This is a genomic window from Venatoribacter cucullus (assembly GCF_016132445.1).
GTDB classification, from domain to species: domain Bacteria; phylum Pseudomonadota; class Gammaproteobacteria; order Pseudomonadales; family Oceanobacteraceae; genus Venatoribacter; species Venatoribacter cucullus.
This window is the reverse complement of the sequence record NZ_CP046056.1, coordinates 1,327,549-1,344,973: the sequence shown is the minus strand read 5'-3', so window position 1 is coordinate 1,344,973 and position 17,425 is coordinate 1,327,549. Positions and strand designations below refer to the sequence as shown.

Annotated in this window: 18 protein-coding genes; 7 read left to right on the top strand and 11 right to left on the bottom strand. The window is 56.5% G+C overall.

The window, feature by feature from the left end; all coding sequences use genetic code 11:
* Window positions 1-43: 43 nt before the first annotated feature.
* The 3 genes from tal to GJQ55_RS06345 are packed head-to-tail and all read left to right on the top strand — an operon-like array spanning window position 44 to window position 2,282.
* Window positions 44-991, top strand: coding sequence for a transaldolase (tal, locus tag GJQ55_RS06355; RefSeq protein WP_228346667.1), 948 nt, complete (start codon window positions 44-46; stop codon window positions 989-991).
* Window positions 988-1,434: a tellurite resistance TerB family protein gene (locus GJQ55_RS06350; RefSeq protein ID WP_228346666.1), complete on the top strand. Its 447-nt coding sequence runs from the start codon at window positions 988-990 to the stop codon at window positions 1,432-1,434. Before tal ends, GJQ55_RS06350 begins: the two co-directional genes overlap by 4 nt.
* Window positions 1,431-2,282: a DNA replication terminus site-binding protein gene (locus GJQ55_RS06345; protein WP_228346665.1), complete on the top strand. Its 852-nt coding sequence runs from the start codon at window positions 1,431-1,433 to the stop codon at window positions 2,280-2,282. The genes GJQ55_RS06350 and GJQ55_RS06345 overlap by 4 nt, the downstream gene beginning before the upstream one ends.
* A gap of 81 nt (window positions 2,283-2,363) precedes the next feature.
* On the opposite strand, the gene sthA is transcribed toward GJQ55_RS06345, so the two are convergent.
* From sthA to GJQ55_RS06330, 3 genes are all read right to left on the bottom strand, one after another.
* Complete coding sequence (gene sthA / locus GJQ55_RS06340) at window positions 2,364-3,755, bottom strand: Si-specific NAD(P)(+) transhydrogenase (protein WP_228346664.1); 1,392 nt, start codon at window positions 3,753-3,755, stop codon at window positions 2,364-2,366.
* 85 nt (window positions 3,756-3,840) lie between these two features.
* The gene (gene nqrM / locus GJQ55_RS06335) at window positions 3,841-4,074 is read right to left on the bottom strand and encodes a (Na+)-NQR maturation NqrM (RefSeq protein WP_228346663.1); all 234 of its coding nucleotides are present in this window, start codon (window positions 4,072-4,074) and stop codon (window positions 3,841-3,843) included.
* Entirely contained in the window at window positions 4,074-5,114 is a 1,041-nt protein-coding gene (locus GJQ55_RS06330; protein ID WP_228346662.1) for an FAD:protein FMN transferase, read from the bottom strand. The genes nqrM and GJQ55_RS06330 overlap by 1 nt, the downstream gene beginning before the upstream one ends.
* Before the next feature lie 215 nt (window positions 5,115-5,329).
* Between GJQ55_RS06330 and GJQ55_RS06325 the strand changes: the two genes are divergently transcribed.
* Window positions 5,330-5,659, top strand: a complete 330-nt coding sequence (locus tag GJQ55_RS06325) for an ArsR/SmtB family transcription factor (RefSeq protein ID WP_228346661.1) — start codon at window positions 5,330-5,332, stop codon at window positions 5,657-5,659.
* A 29-nt stretch (window positions 5,660-5,688) separates the two neighbouring features.
* On the opposite strand, the gene GJQ55_RS06320 is transcribed toward GJQ55_RS06325, so the two are convergent.
* The 6 genes from GJQ55_RS06320 to GJQ55_RS06295 all read right to left on the bottom strand — a co-directional run bounded on the left by GJQ55_RS06320 (window position 5,689) and on the right by GJQ55_RS06295 (window position 10,963).
* Window positions 5,689-6,618, bottom strand: a complete 930-nt coding sequence (locus GJQ55_RS06320) for a DUF4062 domain-containing protein (protein WP_228346660.1) — start codon at window positions 6,616-6,618, stop codon at window positions 5,689-5,691.
* Window positions 6,619-6,661: 43 nt separating this feature from the next.
* A complete protein-coding gene (locus GJQ55_RS06315; protein WP_228346659.1) occupies window positions 6,662-7,303 on the bottom strand; it encodes a multidrug transporter in 642 nt (213 codons plus the stop codon).
* A 1-nt stretch (window position 7,304) separates the two neighbouring features.
* On the bottom strand, window positions 7,305-8,948 hold the full coding sequence (locus GJQ55_RS06310) for a FimL-related protein (protein WP_228346658.1): 1,644 nt from the start codon (window positions 8,946-8,948) through the stop codon (window positions 7,305-7,307).
* A gap of 118 nt (window positions 8,949-9,066) precedes the next feature.
* Window positions 9,067-9,762 (bottom strand): DNA polymerase III subunit epsilon, encoded by a 696-nt coding sequence (gene dnaQ / locus GJQ55_RS06305; protein ID WP_228346657.1) that lies wholly within the window; start codon window positions 9,760-9,762, stop codon window positions 9,067-9,069.
* Window positions 9,759-10,193: a ribonuclease HI gene (gene rnhA / locus GJQ55_RS06300; protein ID WP_228346656.1), complete on the bottom strand. Its 435-nt coding sequence runs from the start codon at window positions 10,191-10,193 to the stop codon at window positions 9,759-9,761. The genes dnaQ and rnhA overlap by 4 nt, the downstream gene beginning before the upstream one ends.
* Window positions 10,190-10,963: a class I SAM-dependent methyltransferase gene (locus tag GJQ55_RS06295; protein WP_228346655.1), complete on the bottom strand. Its 774-nt coding sequence runs from the start codon at window positions 10,961-10,963 to the stop codon at window positions 10,190-10,192. Before GJQ55_RS06295 ends, rnhA begins: the two co-directional genes overlap by 4 nt.
* A 72-nt stretch (window positions 10,964-11,035) precedes the next feature.
* Between GJQ55_RS06295 and GJQ55_RS06290 the strand changes: the two genes are divergently transcribed.
* From GJQ55_RS06290 to GJQ55_RS06280, 3 genes are all read left to right on the top strand, one after another.
* Entirely contained in the window at window positions 11,036-12,601 is a 1,566-nt protein-coding gene (locus GJQ55_RS06290; RefSeq protein WP_228346654.1) for a lytic transglycosylase, read from the top strand.
* 80 nt (window positions 12,602-12,681) lie between these two features.
* Window positions 12,682-14,208 carry an ABC transporter substrate-binding protein gene (locus tag GJQ55_RS06285; RefSeq protein WP_228346653.1) on the top strand — a complete coding sequence of 509 codons (1,527 nt, stop codon included), beginning with the start codon at window positions 12,682-12,684 and terminating at the stop codon, window positions 14,206-14,208.
* Between the two features lie 2 nt (window positions 14,209-14,210).
* Complete coding sequence (locus GJQ55_RS06280; protein ID WP_228346652.1) at window positions 14,211-15,017, top strand: enoyl-ACP reductase FabI; 807 nt, start codon at window positions 14,211-14,213, stop codon at window positions 15,015-15,017.
* A 72-nt stretch (window positions 15,018-15,089) separates the two neighbouring features.
* Here GJQ55_RS06280 and GJQ55_RS06275 read toward each other — a convergent pair whose 3' ends face one another.
* Together GJQ55_RS06275 and GJQ55_RS06270 are read right to left on the bottom strand one after the other, a co-directional pair.
* Window positions 15,090-16,913, bottom strand: coding sequence for a SurA N-terminal domain-containing protein (locus tag GJQ55_RS06275; protein ID WP_228346651.1), 1,824 nt, complete (start codon window positions 16,911-16,913; stop codon window positions 15,090-15,092).
* A gap of 165 nt (window positions 16,914-17,078) precedes the next feature.
* Window positions 17,079-17,351: an HU family DNA-binding protein gene (locus GJQ55_RS06270; RefSeq protein ID WP_228346650.1), complete on the bottom strand. Its 273-nt coding sequence runs from the start codon at window positions 17,349-17,351 to the stop codon at window positions 17,079-17,081.
* Between the last annotated feature and the right edge of the window lie 74 nt (window positions 17,352-17,425).

The following is a 17,425-nucleotide window of genomic DNA, read 5'->3' as shown; positions in this document are numbered from 1 at the left end:
TTACAATCTCTCCGCCCCTGCGGTTTATACAAACGGATCTGATATGAACAAACTGGATGCCTTACGCTCCATGACGGTGGTGGTTGCCGATACCGGCGACCTGGAAGCCATCCGCCGCCTGCGCCCGCAGGATGCCACCACCAACCCCTCATTAATTCTGAAAGCCGCTCAGCTGCCCGCTTATCAGCCGCTGTTGCAGCAGGCCGTGCACTGGGCGCAACAGGCCGGTAACAGCGACAGCCTGGTGGATAACGCGGCCGATAAACTGGCGGTAAGCATCGGCTGCGAAATTCTGCAGGTGATTCCAGGCCTGATTTCCACCGAAGTGGATGCCCGCCTGTCTTACAACACCGAAGCAACCCTGGCCAAAGCGCGCAAACTGATCGCCCTGTACGAGGCCGAAGGCATCCAGCGTGACCGCATTCTGATTAAAATCGCCTCCACCTGGGAAGGCATTCAGGCTGCCCGTCAGCTGGAGCAGGAAGGCATTCATTGCAACCTGACCCTGCTGTTCAACTTCACCCAGGCAGTGGCCTGCGCCGAAGCCGGTGCCACCCTGATTTCGCCCTTTGTTGGCCGTATTCTTGACTGGCATAAAGCCCAGCAACCCTCAGCAGACTTCAGCGGCGACAATGATCCGGGTGTACAGTCGGTCAGCCAGATTTACCAGCACTACAAAACCCATGATTATCAGACCGTGGTGATGGGCGCCAGCTTCCGTAACCGTGGTGAAATTGAAGCACTGGCCGGCTGCGATAAGCTGACCATCAGCCCGGAATTACTGGCTGAGCTGGAAAGCACCGCCGGTGAACTGCCGCGCCGACTGCAGCCACACAGCAGCAGCGCCATTGAGCGCTTCAGTGTGAACGAACAACGCTTCCGCTGGGATATGAATGAAGATGCCATGGCCACCGAAAAACTGGCCGATGGCATCCGCCGCTTTGCCGCCGACCAGCGCCTGCTGGAACAGCGCCTGCAGGCCTTGCTGTGATCGCCCGTCTGCTGCAGCTCTTTGCGCAACCGGCGGCCCGGCCGGACCGCCATACACTGGACCTCGCCTGCGCCGCCCTGCTGACGGAAATTATGCGTGCCGACCACCAGCTGAACGCGCAGGAGCAAGCCAGCCTCCAGCAGACATTACGCAGCCTGTTTCATCTGAACGAACAGGAAACCGCCGAGCTGATGCAGGAAGCCCTGCAGCACAGTCATGGCGCCAGTGATTTATTCCAGTTTACCGACGTCATCAACCGCCACTGGCAGGCTGAGGAGAAATTCCGCCTGCTACAGGGCTTATGGCAGGTGGCATACAGTGATGCCCATCTGGACCATTACGAAGAACACATGATCCGCCGTATCAGTGACCTGCTGCATATTCCGCACAGCGAATTTATCCGCGCCAAATTAAGTGTAAAAAATCCGGACCAGCAGCCATGATCCGCGAACTGCACGAGGCGTTTGCCCGCCTTGCCGATGAACTTTCGCAGCTGCAACTGGAGCTGCTGCGTCAGCGGCCAGCGCATTGGCTGCCGCTGAGTGCGCAGGAACAGCTGATCAGCGACAGCCTGACCGTGCTTACCGGGTTAATTACCGACCTCTGGTATGAAGATGGCCAGGACGGCCGCGAAACCCGCAGCCGTCATGGACTGGTGATGATTACTGCCGACATTGCCGAACATGTCCGGCGCATCAACCAGTGCAAAGATGCCTTTAAACAGGCGGTACTGAAAGCCCGTGCGGAACTCAGCGAGGTGGAATGGCGGGAAGAATACGGCCGCCTCGGTCAGCCCGATGGCCTGCGCGAATCACTGCATTTTGCCGGTTTAAGCCGGGTGCATCTGCGCCAGTGCTACCGTCATTTGCCGCTACTGGAACACCGGCCGGTAAAAGTCGGCTTCAGTTGGTATGTGAACGGCCGCAGCATCCGCAAGCTCAGTGTGGCGCAGGCCGAACAGGCGCTGCTGGCGCTGGGCGAAGACAAACCCCATATTCAGGTGCAATTACAGAAACTGCACCAGTTGGCGGCTCATACCCCTCTGGCACAGATTCAGACGCTGGCACCGGTGGTGCGCGCCAATATGGTATTTGCTGACGACGCACCGCAACCACGCAAAGCCATGAACGTGCCACTGCCACTGTTTATTGTCGACACCGGCGCCGGTCTGCCAGCCTTTAATGAAATTGATTTACTGCCGCCACCGGGCCGTACCCGCCGTGAGCGCAGCGACCAGAAAATCGCCAGCGAGGTGTTTCTGCCCAGTCTGCGTATTCATCTGTACCGGTAAATCATTACCGTAAAATAATGCGCGCAAAGACAATAAAAAACCCGGCAAGCCGGGTTTTTTATGCACTGCAACAGGCCGTAATTACAAGCGGTTCAGACCATTCAGTGCCGCCACCCGGTAGGCTTCGGCCATGGTCGGGTAGTTAAAGGTGGTATTCACAAAATAACGCAGTGAATTACCTTCGCCTTTCTGCTCCATAATCGCCTGACCAATGTGCACAATTTCGGCAGCCTGGTCACCAAAACAGTGAATACCCAGAATCTCCAGCGTCTGACGGTGGAACAGGATTTTCAGCATGCCCACCCCTTCAGCGGTAATCTGTGCGCGGGCAATATTTTTGAAAAATGCCTGCCCCACTTCATAGGGTATTTTTTCTTCCGTTAACTGACGTTCGGTTTTACCCACGGACGAAATTTCCGGAATGGTATAAATACCGGTCGGCACAGAATCCACATGACGGAAATCTTCCGGTGCCGCAATAATGGCGGCGGCCGCCCGGCCCTGATCATAAGCAGCGGACGCCAGCGACGGCCAGCCGATAACATCACCAACCGCATACACATTTTCTACCGCGGTACGGTACTCGTGATCCACTTCAATCTGACCACGGCTGTTCGGTTTCAGGCCAATATTTTCCAGCGCCAGATGCGCGGTATTGCCGCTGCGTCCTGCCGCCCATAAAAAGGCATCCGCTTTCACTTTTTTGCCCGATGCCATCACCATGGTGACGTAGCGGTCGTTACCTTCCACGGAATCAAACTGCTCGTTATGGCGGATTAATGCGCCTTTATCACGCAGGTGATAACTGAGGGCATCTGAAATTTCGTCATCGAGGAAATTCAGCAAACGGTCACCGGGGTGAATCAGGTCAACTTTAACGCCCAGACCGGAAAAAATAGAGGCGTACTCACAACCAATAACACCGGCACCATAAATAATAATGGTACGTGGCGTGTGGCTGAGTTTCAGAATGGTATCCGAGTCGTAAATACGCGGATGAGTAAAGTCGATGTTGTCCGGACGCCACGGGCTGGAGCCGGTCGCTACCACAATTTCCCGGGCGTGCAGACGGATATTGCTGGAATTACCGTTGAAAATATCGATGGTGTGGTTATCAGCAAACTTCGCCGTACCCTGGTACACGTTAATACGGTTACGGCCGTAAAACTCAGTGCGCAGTTTTACCTGCTTGGCAATGACACGCTCGGCGTTCTGCAGCACACGGGGAAATGAAAACCAGCGCGGCTCCCCGATATCCCGGAACATCGGGTTGGTATTGAACTGAATAATCTGCTTAACCGCATGGCGCAACGCCTTGGACGGAATGGTACCCCAGTGGGTGCAGTTGCCACCCAGCAGTGGTTTGTCTTCCACTACCGCTACTTTCTTGCCTTTTTTGGCTGCGTTCATCGCAGCCCCTTCACCGGCCGGGCCGGCGCCAATTACAACGACATCGTAGTGATAGTCAGCCATGCGTGTTACTCCATCATTCCATCGGTATTATTCGTGTATATAAAAACAGACAACTGTATTGTAGGCCGTTAAATCAGAGTGCCGATTAGCGCTTAGTAGCATCATAAAAATCGGCACCGGCAGAACCTGCCGCCGCTTTTTCATTTTCTTCTTTGCATTTATTACGGTCGCCGCCGCAGACATCACAGGCGCCATCCATGCCAATAGCGCTCATGCCGCCGCAGGAACCACTGATCGGCTTACGGCCCATCAGAATACCGATGCCCATGGCAGCCACCACCAGCAACATAAACACAAATACGATAATCAGAGTATTCATCAGTTCTCCTGTACTTCCGCAACGGGCGGAAAGAGTGCGTTAAACCGGCTGGATGTGCGCTGCACAAAGCCTGCCGGTTCTTTGGTTAACAGAAAGACAGCCAGACGGTGCTGCTCAGCCAGCTGCAGGGAACGCTCGGCCCCCAGCACACTGAAAGCCGTGGCCCAGGCATCCGCCAGCGCCGTTGACTCATGCAGCACCGACACCGAAGCCAGGTTGTGCTGTACCGGATAACCGCTGGCCGGATCAATGGTATGCGAGTAACGCACACCCTCTTCTTCAAAATAATTGCGGTAATTACCCGAGGTTGCCAGACCGGTATTGGCAGGGGTAATCACCAACGCAACTTCCCGGCCGTCGTCCTGCAACGGCGGACGCTCAATGGCAATGCGCCAGGGCTGTCCGTCCGGCTTACTGCCTGCCGTACGGATTTCACCACCAATTTCGACCATATAACCACTGATGCCATGCTGTTCCAGGATGGCCGCAATTTCATCGACCGCCCAGCCTTTGGCAATGGCCGACAAATCGATATACAGGGGTTTTTGCAGCTGCAGACGTTGTTGCCTGGCATCCAGGCGAATGGCGTCACTGCCGATGGCCGCCAGGGTTGTGCGGATAAAACCGGCATCCGGGATATGCTCTGGACGGGCTTGCGGACCAAAACCCCAGGCATTGACCAGCGGACCGATGGTGACATCGAAAGCACCGCCACTGTCACGCCACACCTGCAGCGCCAGCGCCAGAACCTCCGTCAGATCGGCCGAAAGACGGACCCAGCCATCGGCTCCGGTGGGTAACAGACCACGATTCAGGCGGGATAATTCGGACTCCGGATCATAGGTCGACATACTGCGGTTGATGGCGACCAGGCGGGCATCGACCTGCTGCTGCAGTGTCTCGCGGTCATGCTCACTGCCAGCCCAGGCAATATGGTAACTGGTGCCCATGGTCGGGCCACTGATACGCACCACAGGTTGCGGCGCCGGTGTACAGGCCAGTAACGACAGAATCAGTCCCAACAGAAGCGGCAGACGCATGATACCTCCGGTTAAAAACCGCCTGAGTATACTCTTTGTCAGCCGCCATTGCATGAACCCTGCCCCGGAGTCAGTAGCAGCCTCTACGACTTTATGCTTATTTTTAGTTATAAGCATATAGCGAATTATTCATCTGAATAAGCACATAGTTATATTCCGGCGCGCCCGCTTGATTTAAAATACCCAGTTTGCGGAGGTAAGCGATGCGGGAAAATATGTCTGAAGAAATGCTTGAATTGATTGCCCAGCGTTTCCGGCTGTTGTCGGACCCTATGCGGTTGAAAATTCTGCATCAGCTGCAGGATGGCGAGAAATCGGTTACCGAACTGGTAACAGCGACTGGCGCCTCTCAGCCCAATGTCTCCAAACACCTGTCTACCCTGCGTTCACATGGTCTGGTGAAGCGGCGTCAGGATGGCAACATGGCTTATTTCAGCATCGGTGCCACGTTTATTTTTGATGTTTGCAACACCGTCTGCGACAGCATGAAGGACGAATGGCAGCAGCGCCATCATTTGCTGGAGCGCTTTGGCACGCCGGTCTGAGCCGGTTGCCACTTCTTTTGTGAATGCGGTTATTCGATCACGTTACCGGTTGCCTGCCATACTGCCCGGCCTGCTTCGCCATTGCTGCGGATTAACCCCAGCACTTTCCAGTTTTGTAACATCTGCTGAAACTGCGTACGACTGATGCGGATATCATCCACCGCATGAGCATTCGGCTTACGCTCCAGCAGCTGCGTACGCACCGTGGGCGAAATCAGCCCTTCCAGCTGACTGCGCAAACGATCTTCACTGGCACCTTTCTGCAACAAGCCCTGCAACGGATTCAACAATTTATCCAGCCGCGCCGGCAGCAGCACTTCTTCCAGCGACAAATTACCGCCCTGGTACACCTTGGCCGTCACCTGCAGATTGAGCATCTGACGACTGCGGGACTGACGCTGACGTGGAGTCATGGGTTCTTCTGTGGCTGCAGGAACTGCCACTGCCGGTGGCGGCGCAACACTGCACTGAGCCGGAATCCAGCCCGGACCAATGGTCAGTAGATTGCTGGATAATGCCGCCCGGACCTGTGACAACAGCTCTTCGCGCAGATGCCAGAGTTTATAAGGGGATTGCTGCGCCACAATACGATGCAGCCCGAGCAGGCGTCGTTGCGCTTCGGTATGATTTTTTTCAGGCAGACTGTTTTTGATAAAGGCCAGCGTAGGCTTATTCAGTGATTTGGCGTGCACAAACTCACGATGCAGAAAGCTGATACCAGTCGGCGCCATCGGGCCGTAGTCATCACCCAGCAGCAAAATAAATAAATCAGCGCTTTCGATCTGGCTGCGCACCAGATTCCAGTCATAGGGGCCGGCATCCTCGCGGCAGGCCAAGCCAACATTGACCATGCCATGCCGGGCCATCAGCCGCTGCACTTCATAGCGTTCAACATCCAGACCACTGGCATTGGAGGCCAGGTAAACCAGATAACGCTTATCAGCAGGTGGGTTACTCAACGCAAATAATCCTTCAGAGCCAGTGAGTCAAATTCAACATTACTTACCAGGGGCGTTCCAGCACCTGTTCAGCCACATCATTCAGCGGGCGGGCCAGTAATCCTTTGGGCGTCAGATGCACACTGAACACCGCCCCGTTTGCCAGAGGCATATACACGGCGCTGCCTGACTGCGCCTCCAGCCACCAGGAACGGCCATGCAGCCAATCCCAGACATCAAACCAGCGCGACTCCTGCAAAGCGTACACCGTACGGCCGGCGTTGCGCTCCTGTTCCAGTGACAAGTAACGCCCCGACAGGCGATCAAGACGGTACAGCGGCATGGTACCTGCACTCAGGAACGGGCCTTTCCACACCATTAGCCGCACATCCAGCTGCCACTGATCGCCCAGTATTTTGTAACGCTCTTCGCTGCCTTCACCGGTCGCCAGCGTAATGTCGTATTCCTGTGGACCCAGTTCATAAACACTGACGGTGGCCAGCGGCTTTTCTTCCAGCAACTGCCGGTAACTCCACAAATCCGCCAGTGAAAATGCCAGCACAATGGCCAGCACCAGCATCAGCATACCCGCAGTGCCTTTCAGCCATTGGATAAACCAGCCACGACGCCACCACAGCAGCACAATCACCACCACTGCCACGATCAGCAGCAGCACCAGCGTGGCTGAAAGACTCATCTGCAGCATATCAACCCCGCAATTGGCGAATGCTGTCAGCAGCCAGCTGAACGGCCTCTTCCGCGCCGGCCGACTGGCCATTCAGGGAATCGAGGTAGTATTCAATGGCCGAAATGGCATCAGCAAAGGCTTCCATACGCCCCGCCGGCGGCTGAATATCCGTATCCAGCACCTGTTTACGGATAAATTGCTCCAGCTGCAGCAGCATCTGATACACGGGTTCTTTTTCCAGAAACATCATGGCACCGGCCACATCAATCAGGCTCTTGCCAACGTTGCGGATATGCAGCTTATCGTTATTGGAATCCAGATAGGATCCCATTGCCCGCTTAATCATGGTCAAAGCCGTCATAGACTCTGACAATACCGCGATGCGTGCTTCATTCAGGCTGACCGGGTCAACCAGCGCCGCGCTGTCGAGGCCGTGCTGGGTCAGCGCCCGCATGGCTTGTTCAATGTGGATAATTTCGTCAGCGGTATAAGTCAGTTCACGCTGCAATCCCTGCGCCCCGCTTTGTTGCAGGCGCTGTTCCAGACTGCGGGTGCGTGCAGCGGCATCCGCCAGGTTGGCGATCTGCAGAGTGTCGGCAATACGGTTCAGCGATACCAGCAGTTCATCAAAATTCTGTTCACTGATGTCCGTACGCTCAAACAAATCGATCAGATCTTTTACGGATTGCAGCTCTTCTTGCAGGGCTTCAGCCAGTGAATTCAGCGCCGATTGATCCGGCCCGCTGAGGCGGCCACGGGTGAGGGCCAGCTGCTTTTCACGCACTTCCTGACCAATATGATAAAGGCTGTGCAACGCTTGCAGATGGGGAGTTTCCGGTTCGGCCAGTGCCACCAGATAGAGAAATTCTTTCAGCAGCCAGTCGGGGATTTTTTCACTGAAAGAGCGACCTTCGGTGTCCTGAATACGACGCACCTGCCGGTCGAGTGCGCCCAGCAGCGACAAGCGCTGCGGGGTCATATCGAAGTTATCCTGCGACAAGGCTTCCAGCGCTCCGGCCACCACGTTCCAGAACGACCAGGAGGCACCGCCACGGCTGGCCTGTTCAAAGCGACGCACCGCCCGCAACATAACCTGCACCGGACCACGCCGGCCATTACCACGGATAAGACCAATCAGCCCCAGCTGGTACAGCTGGCGGGCGCGCCGGAATGGAAAATTCTGCAGGCTGCCGGTAGCATGTGGCGCCGCCAGTTTCGGACGCAGATTTACCAGAAAGAAGTAGGCTTCCGGCAGCGGTTTTTCGCGGCGTTCACGCCGCACCAGATTAATGGTCGGAATCAGCAGACTGGGGGCCACGGCTTCGCCGTTAACGGCAAAATCGACGTAGCGCTTCAGGAATACGATGGCCTGGGTAAACGCCCCCAGGGACGATTCGGTCACTTCCTGATTGCGCACCACCCGCCCGGTTTCCGCCAGTTCTTCACACAGACGTTCACCGGCCCGGAAATCCAGCATTTTAAAGGTGCCACGAATTTGCTGAACCTCTTCCAGAAAGGCGCGCAAATGCTCGGCATTCCCCTGTTCTGCGTAGGCATCAAGCTGGGTAGCAGCCTGGTCCAGAGCATTGGCGAGTTCGTTTTTCACCAGTCGCAGTGACACTGCAAACTGAGAGGTTTCACTTCCTGTAGATAATTCAGCCATGTCCAGCAATATTCATTGTTATGATGAAATTCATTCTAACGACTAACAAGGCAAAGGGCGAAGCGTTTTAATTGCCCGCCCGGCAGACCCGGTCAGTCATTCCCCTTTTTAAGACATTTCAGCGCCGCCACACCGCCTGACCGCTTTTTTTATCCAGCAGGTCGAGCATTTTTTCATGGGCGGCCAGCTCATCGGCACTGGCTTTTACCACACGCAATTCCAGCGTACTGAGATCCAGATCACCAAGATCCACTTCAACAATTTCTTCAGCCTGCTCTTCATCCGGCAACGCCAGCGCAGTCTGGCCACCGGTCATCATCAGATACACTTCGGCCAGAATCTGCGCATCCAGTAATGCACCGTGCAGCTCACGCTGACTATTGTCAACATCGTAACGCTTACATAACGCATCCAGACTGTTACGGGCGCCGGGGTGCATCTCCCGCGCCAGCAGCAGCGTATCCAGCACCCCGCAGAATTCACGGGTAAGGCTCAGATTCAGACGGCGGAATTCCGCATCCATCATGCCGATATCGAACGGCGCATTGTGAATAACCAGTTCGGCACCCTGAATAAACTCGCGGAACTCATCGGCAACGCGGGCGAATACCGGCGCGTTGCGTTCCTGCAGCCACTCATTGGTAATGCCGTGTACATTGGCCGCTTCCGGATCAATATCGCGCTGCGGATCGATATACACATGGTATTGGCGGCCGGTCAGCTTACGTTCAATAACCTCAACGCAACCAATTTCAATAATGCGGTGTCCTTCGCCGATACCGGTTGTCTCAGTATCCAATACCACCTGTCTCATGCACTTACCTCTGCTGCACCGCGGTTGGCCAGAATATCAGCCCGTTCATTTTCAGCGTGGCCAGCATGCCCTTTTACCCAGTGCCATTCGACCTGATGACGCTGGCATTGTTCATCCAGCTGTTGCCATAAATCCTGATTTTTAACCGGCTTTTTATCCGCCGTGCGCCAACCATTACGTTTCCAACCGGCCAGCCAGCTGTTAATACCCTGTTTCACGTACTGGGAATCGGTGGTCAATACCACTTCGCAAGGGCGGGTTAATGCCTTCAGGCCTTCAATGGCGGCCATTAGCTCCATGCGGTTATTGGTGGTATGGCCTTCGCCGCCCCACAATTCTTTTTCATGGGCGCCGTAACGCATTAATACCCCCCAGCCGCCCGGGCCGGGGTTGCCTTTGCAGGCTCCGTCTGTAAACAAATGCACCGTCATGTTATGTCCCGGGTCGTGCCGGTGGCTGAACGGGAGGCAGCAGGCACCGGCATAGCAAAAGGATGTTCAGAAAAATACCAGCGCCGCGGACGAATGGGGGTTACCCCGGCCACGGTCTTACGCGCCACCATCAGATAACAGGCCGCCGGCAACAGCTGACTGCCGGCCAGCACCCGGTCAACACGGCGGCTTAATTGCTCAGAGCCTGCGCTCAGCGGCCACCAGTGCGCACAGGGAAACTGCTCTTCCAGCCGCAAATCCAGCAAGGTCAGCCAATCCTGCAACCGGGCCGGCGCCACCGGACGACTGACCCAGGGCAGGCGGGTGGAAAAATTACGCAGCCAGCGCCAGGCCCCCCAGGGGCTGTAGGGGTTAAACCCCGTAATCAGCAAATAGCCTTCCGGTACCAGACAGCGCACCGCTTCGCGGATCAGCTGATGCGGCCGCCGGCTCAGGTCCAGGCTGTGTTGCAGAATGACCACATCCACACTTTCATCAGGCAAAGGCCAGGCATCATCCTGAATACGCGCATCAACCTCGGCACAGCCGGCCGACCAGGGTAAGCCCAGGCGGAAGCTGTGACGGATGCGGGCGCGCTGCAAAAACCGCGGCTGCGGATCGATTCCGCAGTACAGCAAATGGCAGCCGTGCAGCCCAGCCACCCGGTCACGCAGCCAGCCGGCCTGCAACGCCAATAAGCGCTGCGTGGCCGGTTGCTGTAACCAACGCTGAAATTCTTCCGGTTTGATGCGGCTGACCGTGACCGACATAACACCTCTTAACTTGCCCGCGATGGCCAGCCTAATTAGACTGCCTGTACATTCAGACGACGCAGTATTTTTATGAAGGTTATCACTTTATTCCTCCTGTCGGCAGCACCGCTGGCTTTTCTGAGCGCCTGCAGCAGCATTCCCGGCCCCGATACTCATGCCGAGGAACAGCGCCGTACCGAAAACAGCCTGACTCTGCTTGACGACTGGCAACCTGAAGCTCAGCCGCAGGCCGCTTACGAGGATATCTGGCAGCGCATTATCGCTTCTTACAAGCTGGATCTGAACAGCAGCAACCCACGCATCGACTCGCAACTGAACTGGTATAAGTCCCATCAGAATTACCTTGACCGTGTCGCCGAGCGCGGTGTGCGGTATCTGCATTTTATTGCTGAACAAATTGAAGCCCGCGGCGTACCCGGTGAACTGGCCTTACTGCCCATTGTGGAAAGCGCCTTCGAGCCTTTTGCCTATTCCCATGGCCGCGCCTCCGGGGTGTGGCAGTTTATTCCGGCCACCGGCCGTGATTTTGGTCTGCAACAGGACTGGTGGCATGACGGCCGGCGCGATATCCGCGCTTCCACCGAAGCAGCCCTGACTTATCTGGATGCCCTGCAACGGGAATTTAACGGTGACTGGATGCTGGCTCTGGCGTCGTACAATTCCGGCGCCGGCACCGTACGCCGGGCCATGCGCCGCAACCGCGAGCGGGGCCTGCCGACCGATTTCTGGTCGCTTGATCTGCCCCGCGAAACCCGCGATTACGTCCCTAAACTGATTGCCCTGGCCAAACTGATCCGGGACCCGGAGCGCTACAATGTCACATTGCTGCCGGTACCGGACGAGCCGTACTTCGCCGTCGCCAATACCGGCGGCCAGATTGATCTGGCCCAGGTCGCTGAACTGGCCGATACCTCACTGGAAGAAATTTACCGGCTGAATCCCAGCTATAACCGCTGGGCTACACGACCAGCCGGCCCGCATGAAATTCTGATTCCGGTGGCTCAGCTGGATGTCTTCAGCGAACGGCTGGCCGCCCTGCCCGATTCCGCCCGCATCAAATGGCAGCGCTATGCCGTGAAATCCGGCGACAGCCTGATTACCATCGCCCGTCAGTTCAACACCACACCGGATGCGCTGAAAGACACCAACAATATCCGCGGCAATATTATCCGTGCCGGTGAACAGCTGCTGATTCCGGTGGCGTTCCGCTCACCGGAAACCTACTCCCACAGTCAGCAGCAACGTCTGAATCGCCTGGTCAGCCAGCGCCAGCCGGCCAATACCAGCCGCATCAGTTATCAGGTTCGTTCCGGTGACACCCTGTGGGATATCGCCCGCGCCCACGATGTCCAGGTTGCCGCCCTGGCCCGCTGGAATGGCATGGCCCCGCGTGATCCGCTGCGCCCCGGTCAGCAGCTGGTGATCTGGAGCCAGAAAAACAGCGCCAGTCCGGCCCAGCGTGAAGTCATCCGTAAAATTCAGTACCGGGTACGCTCAGGCGATTCACTGGCGCGGATTTCCCAGCGTTACAACGTGCGTGTTTCCGACGTTAAACGCTGGAATCAGGCCCAGGTAAAAAACAAATACCTGCAACCGGGCCAACTGCTGACCCTGTACGTTGATGTAACGCGCTAAGGCCGGTTGTGAAATTTAAGACACAATATGTGGCTGAATGAGGAATTGGCACACTCAAACGCTCAGATTAAGATGCCGGTATGAAGAACCTTCTGCATCCGCTTCTGTTGCTGCTGACACTGTCCATTCAGCCCGCTCTGGCCATTCCCACCCTCTGGCACAGCGTGGGTATTCAGCCCGATGTGCGCTGGCAAACCAACAGCAACAGCCCGACCTGGGCGGCCGCCGCAGACCCGGGCGGCTACCTGAACCTGTACCTGCCGGAATTCCCGCCTCATTTACGCCGTTTCGGCCCGGACACTCCACATACCAGCAGCCCGATACTGGAATCTCTGCACCTGCCGTTACTGGCACGCCATCCGCGTGACCAGAGCTGGCTGCCCATGTTGGCCAGCCACTGGGCTGCCGATGAAAGGCACCGCATTCTGTACCTGCAAATCAACCCGGCAGCCCGCTGGTCGGATGGTCAACCGGTTACCAACCGTGATATTGCCTTTACTCTCAGCTTTCTGACCGATCCCGCACACGGTGCTGACTGGCAGCGCCAGCGTTTACAGCAGCGAATCCAGCGGGCTGAATTTTTTAACGACCATCAGGTCGCCCTGCATCTGCACCCACCCTTTCAGCAGGCCGTGGAAGAAATAGCCGCCCTGCGCCCACTGGCCGCGCATTTTTATGCGCAGCAACAATGGCCACAGGACGTTAACTGGCAGCCAGAACCGGTAACCGGCCCCTACCGGTTAAGCCGTATCAAACATGCACACAGCCTGGTCTTTGAGCGCCTGAAAAACTGGTGGGGCACCAGTGAGCGTTATTTTCAGGGACGTTTTAATGTTACCCGCGTCACCCTGCTCAGCGTTCCTGACACCGCAAAGCTGCTGGAGCACCTGCAGCGGGCTGAACTGGATCTGCTCCCGGTCAGTCACGACCTGCTGCAACAACCGGGCTTGCAGAGCCTGCACCAGCAACAACGGCTGGTGCTGACAGAACAGCACCAGCAGCACAACGCTATCAGCCGTATCCTGCTGCTGAACCCGGCGTTCAGCGCCGATAAACAGCAACGCCTGCGCCTGCTTAATGGCGCCGCTCCGGCAACGGAATATCCACCCCTGCTGACTCATACCCCCGGACAGCCGGCCGGGCTGCCGGCCGCTATCCACACGCAGCAGCTTAACGCTGAGGTGTTGCTGCAGCGCATCCGCAGTGGTCGCTTCAGCCTGGCTGAATTGCGCTTTTTGCGGCCCTTAAGTCCGGCTCAGCTGGAGGCCCAGCTGGCCGACTGGCTGCAAGAGTGGCCCGGCGACATCCACCTGCCGGCCCTGCAGCAACAAGGCCTGCTGCACATCAGCCAGACGCCCGCGGTTCGCTACACCCTGCACTGGCCCTGGCTGCATCTGCCGGAAAACCCGCTGCTGCCCTGGCTGGGGGATTTATTTGATCCCTTCGATGCCGTCAGCGGCGGCCTGTTCAGCATTGACCGCAAACAACGCACGGAGGTGCTGGCCAACCCGCAGCGCAGTACCCGTGAAACACCAACCCGACACATACTGGCACCGGAAACCACGGTTTCCGGGCTATCCTTACCCATTCAGCCAAGCAAGGATTAATCATGGGAATGTTAACCGGTAAAAAAGCACTTATTGTTGGCGTGGCCAGCAAACACTCCATTGCCTACGGTATTGCCGATGCGTTCCACCGCGAAGGGGCGGAACTGGCCTTTACCTATCAGGGCGACAAACTGAAAGAGCGGGTAGAAAAAATGGCCGCGGAATGGGGCTCTGATATCTGTCTGCCCTGCGATGTTGCCTCGGATGAAGAGATTGCCGCCGTGTTTACCGAACTGGAAAAACGCTGGGGCCATCTGGATATCCTGATTCACTCCGTCGGTTTTGCCCCGGGCCATGAACTGGATGGTGACTACCTGAGCGTCACCACCCGGGAAGGCTTCCGCATTGCGCATGACATCAGCGCCTACAGCTTCGTGGCACTGGCCAAAGGTGCACGCCCGCTGATGCAGGGCCGTAATGGCGCCATGCTCACCCTCACCTACCACGGCTCTACCCAGACCCTGCCCAACTATAACGTGATGGGGCTGGCCAAAGCCGCTCTGGAAGCCGCCGTACGCTATATGGCCGGCAGCCTGGGTAAAGACAATATCCGCGTGAACGCCATTTCCGCCGGCCCGATCAAAACCCTGGCCGCCGCCGGTATCAAAAGCTTCCGCCGGATGCTGAAGAAAAACGCCGAACGCGCCCCGCTGGGCCGCAATATCACCATTGACGAAGTGGGTAACACAGCCGCTTTCCTGTGCTCGGATATGGCCTCCGGTATTACTGCACAGAACATCTACGTCGACGCCGGCTTTAACTCCTGCGCCATGAGCGTGGATGAGATGGAAGATCCGAACGACAAGTAAGCAGGATACAGAGCATTAAAAAAGGGCCCGCAGGCCCTTTTTTAATGGGTTGAAAACCCTGGTGCCAGCACCTCAGTTTTCAATATCACTGACCGAACGGGCCCAGGTTTGATAACTGAGCATATCCGCGCGGCTGTTCTGCGCCCGACCGGCTTCGGTCAGCTCTTCAGTAACGGCCACATCCTGCCAGTTTTTGCTGTTGATGCTGTCCAGCGTTACCACGGCAAAACCACCGGCTGAGCTGACCATATCGGTTTTACCCGGCTGCAAGCCAAAAGCACGCTGCTGAGCCTGACGTGGCGCAGCAGAAGGCTGAGCGAAGGTGGTGGTAATGGTTTTCCAGTCACTGCTGGTTTCAGTACCGGCAACAATGGCTTCGGCACGGCTGCGCGCCATTTCCAGTGCCCGCTCACGACGCAATGCACCAACCACCTGGCCGCGTACTTCATCCAGCGGCCGTACCACGGCTTCCTGATGAGAGGCAATCGCCATCACCAGAGCGCTGTCATTCAGCTCTACCACGGCACTGATTTCTTTATCCAGCAACACGCTGTCACTGAAGGCCATCTGGCGCACATCGGTATTACTGGTAATGCCATCACCCTGTTCCCGGGTAAATACCGCACTTTGCTCAACGGTCAGCCCCAGAGCATTGGCAACATCGGCCAGCGACTCGGCGGAAAACGCCAGATTAGACAGCTCCTGCAGCTGTTCCGCGAACAGCGGCTCAGCTTTTACCTGACGGATTTCATCTTCCAGGGTGCTGCGCATCTCAGCCAGTGACTTGGCCGGCGCTTTCACCACCTTAACCGCCTGAATCAGATGCACACCGTACTCAGTTTCCACCGGGGCTGAAATCTCACCCTCGGCCAGTTCAAACAGCGCCGCATCAAAGGCATCCGCGTAGGCACCACGGGCACTCAGACCCAAGTCACCACCCTGATCGCGGGTAGCAAAGTCATCTGAGTATTCTTTGGCCAGATCCGCAAAGGATTCACCGGCGGCCAGACGGGCGCGCAGATCAACCGCCAGTTCCAGCGCTTCATCACGGCTGCGGTCAGCGGTTTCCAGCAGAATATGGCTGGCCTGACGCTGCTCACGAACGGCTTCACGGGACAGATATTCATCGTAGGCCTGCTGCAACTCGTCTTCAGACACAGTCTGGCTGGCTACCAGGCGGTCACGACGCAGCTGCACATAGCGGATGCTGGCCTGTTCCGGTGCCATATAACGGTCGCGGTCGGCTTCATAGGCAGCCTGAATCTCTTCTTCGCTCAGATTCACTTCCGCTTCCAGCGCCCGGGCATTGATTTCAGTAAAGCGGAAAGTACGCTCTTCCTGGTTCAGGGCTTCGCTTAAACGGGCTGAAAACGGTGTTTCCAGGCTGCTCAGAATAAAGGCCGCACGCGCCTGATTGGTGATGATGTCTTCGGCCAGGCTGGCGCGGAACATCAGCGGGGTCATGCCGTTAATACGCAGCACATTCTGGAACTGCTCGCGGTTAAAGCGGCCGTCCAGCTGAAATGCCGGAATGGTAACGATGGTTTCATCCACGGAACGCGGTGATGCGCGCAGGCCCAGTTCCTGTGCCTGAACCAGGGCAATTTTCTGCTCGATCAGTTGCTCCAGTGCCGACTGGCGCAGGAACTGTTCGTTAAACAGATTTTCATCGTACTGATCACCAAACTGGCGGCGCAGATTCGCTTTCTGCTGCTCAACCGTACGAACAATATCTTCTTCGGTAATATCTTCACCGTTTACAGAGGCTGTCGCAGAAGTACCAGAGCCAATGCTGACGATACTTTCCACACCCCATAAGGCAAAGACGACAATAATGAAACCAACAATGATCTTGGCAATCATCCCCTGCGCATTATCACGCATCGTCTGTAACATGCTTCCTCCAACTGTGACTGCACGCCACTCATTATTATTGATAGCGCCAATATAAAAAAAGCGCATCCGGGATGCGCTTTTTTATCTGGCTGACCGGCCGGGACCAGGCCCTGCGTCCCGACAGTGCAACCCGGAACTAAAGGTTGCTTGCCGGTCATTAATCACTTAGTTGACAGCGTCTTTCAGCGCTTTGCCAGCTTTGAAACCAGGAACCTTGGCGGCTTTGATTTCGATCGGAGCGCCAGTCTGCGGGTTACGGCCGGTACGGGCAGCACGTTCTTTCACCAGGAAAGTACCGAAACCAACCAGAGCAACCTGATCACCGCTTTTCAGTGCAGTGCCAATGCTGTCGATCATGGCGTCCAGTGCACGACCAGCAGCCGCTTTAGGAATGTCCGCCTGAGCGGCAATGGCATCAATCAATTCAGTTTTGTTCACACTAATCCCCTTTATTCTGTGCGCAATTGTGAATTCTTGTTATGCGACTGGGTGATCGCTACAGGAAAAATTTG

Coding starts and splice junctions, on each gene's coding strand:
- dnaQ (WP_228346657.1), bottom strand. CDS start 9,762: ATGAGACAGGTGGTATTGGATACTGAGACAACCGGTATCGGCGAAGGA.
- sthA (WP_228346664.1), bottom strand. CDS start 3,755: ATGGCTGACTATCACTACGATGTCGTTGTAATTGGCGCCGGCCCGGCC.
- nqrM (WP_228346663.1), bottom strand. CDS start 4,074: ATGAATACTCTGATTATCGTATTTGTGTTTATGTTGCTGGTGGTGGCT.
- GJQ55_RS06280 (WP_228346652.1), top strand. CDS start 14,211: ATGGGAATGTTAACCGGTAAAAAAGCACTTATTGTTGGCGTGGCCAGC.
- GJQ55_RS06290 (WP_228346654.1), top strand. CDS start 11,036: ATGAAGGTTATCACTTTATTCCTCCTGTCGGCAGCACCGCTGGCTTTT.
- GJQ55_RS06275 (WP_228346651.1), bottom strand. CDS start 16,913: ATGTTACAGACGATGCGTGATAATGCGCAGGGGATGATTGCCAAGATC.
- GJQ55_RS06295 (WP_228346655.1), bottom strand. CDS start 10,963: ATGTCGGTCACGGTCAGCCGCATCAAACCGGAAGAATTTCAGCGTTGG.
- GJQ55_RS06310 (WP_228346658.1), bottom strand. CDS start 8,948: ATGGCTGAATTATCTACAGGAAGTGAAACCTCTCAGTTTGCAGTGTCA.
- GJQ55_RS06325 (WP_228346661.1), top strand. CDS start 5,330: ATGTCTGAAGAAATGCTTGAATTGATTGCCCAGCGTTTCCGGCTGTTG.
- tal (WP_228346667.1), top strand. CDS start 44: ATGAACAAACTGGATGCCTTACGCTCCATGACGGTGGTGGTTGCCGAT.
- GJQ55_RS06315 (WP_228346659.1), bottom strand. CDS start 7,303: ATGCTGCAGATGAGTCTTTCAGCCACGCTGGTGCTGCTGCTGATCGTG.
- GJQ55_RS06285 (WP_228346653.1), top strand. CDS start 12,682: ATGAAGAACCTTCTGCATCCGCTTCTGTTGCTGCTGACACTGTCCATT.
- rnhA (WP_228346656.1), bottom strand. CDS start 10,193: ATGACGGTGCATTTGTTTACAGACGGAGCCTGCAAAGGCAACCCCGGC.
- GJQ55_RS06330 (WP_228346662.1), bottom strand. CDS start 5,114: ATGCGTCTGCCGCTTCTGTTGGGACTGATTCTGTCGTTACTGGCCTGT.
- GJQ55_RS06345 (WP_228346665.1), top strand. CDS start 1,431: ATGATCCGCGAACTGCACGAGGCGTTTGCCCGCCTTGCCGATGAACTT.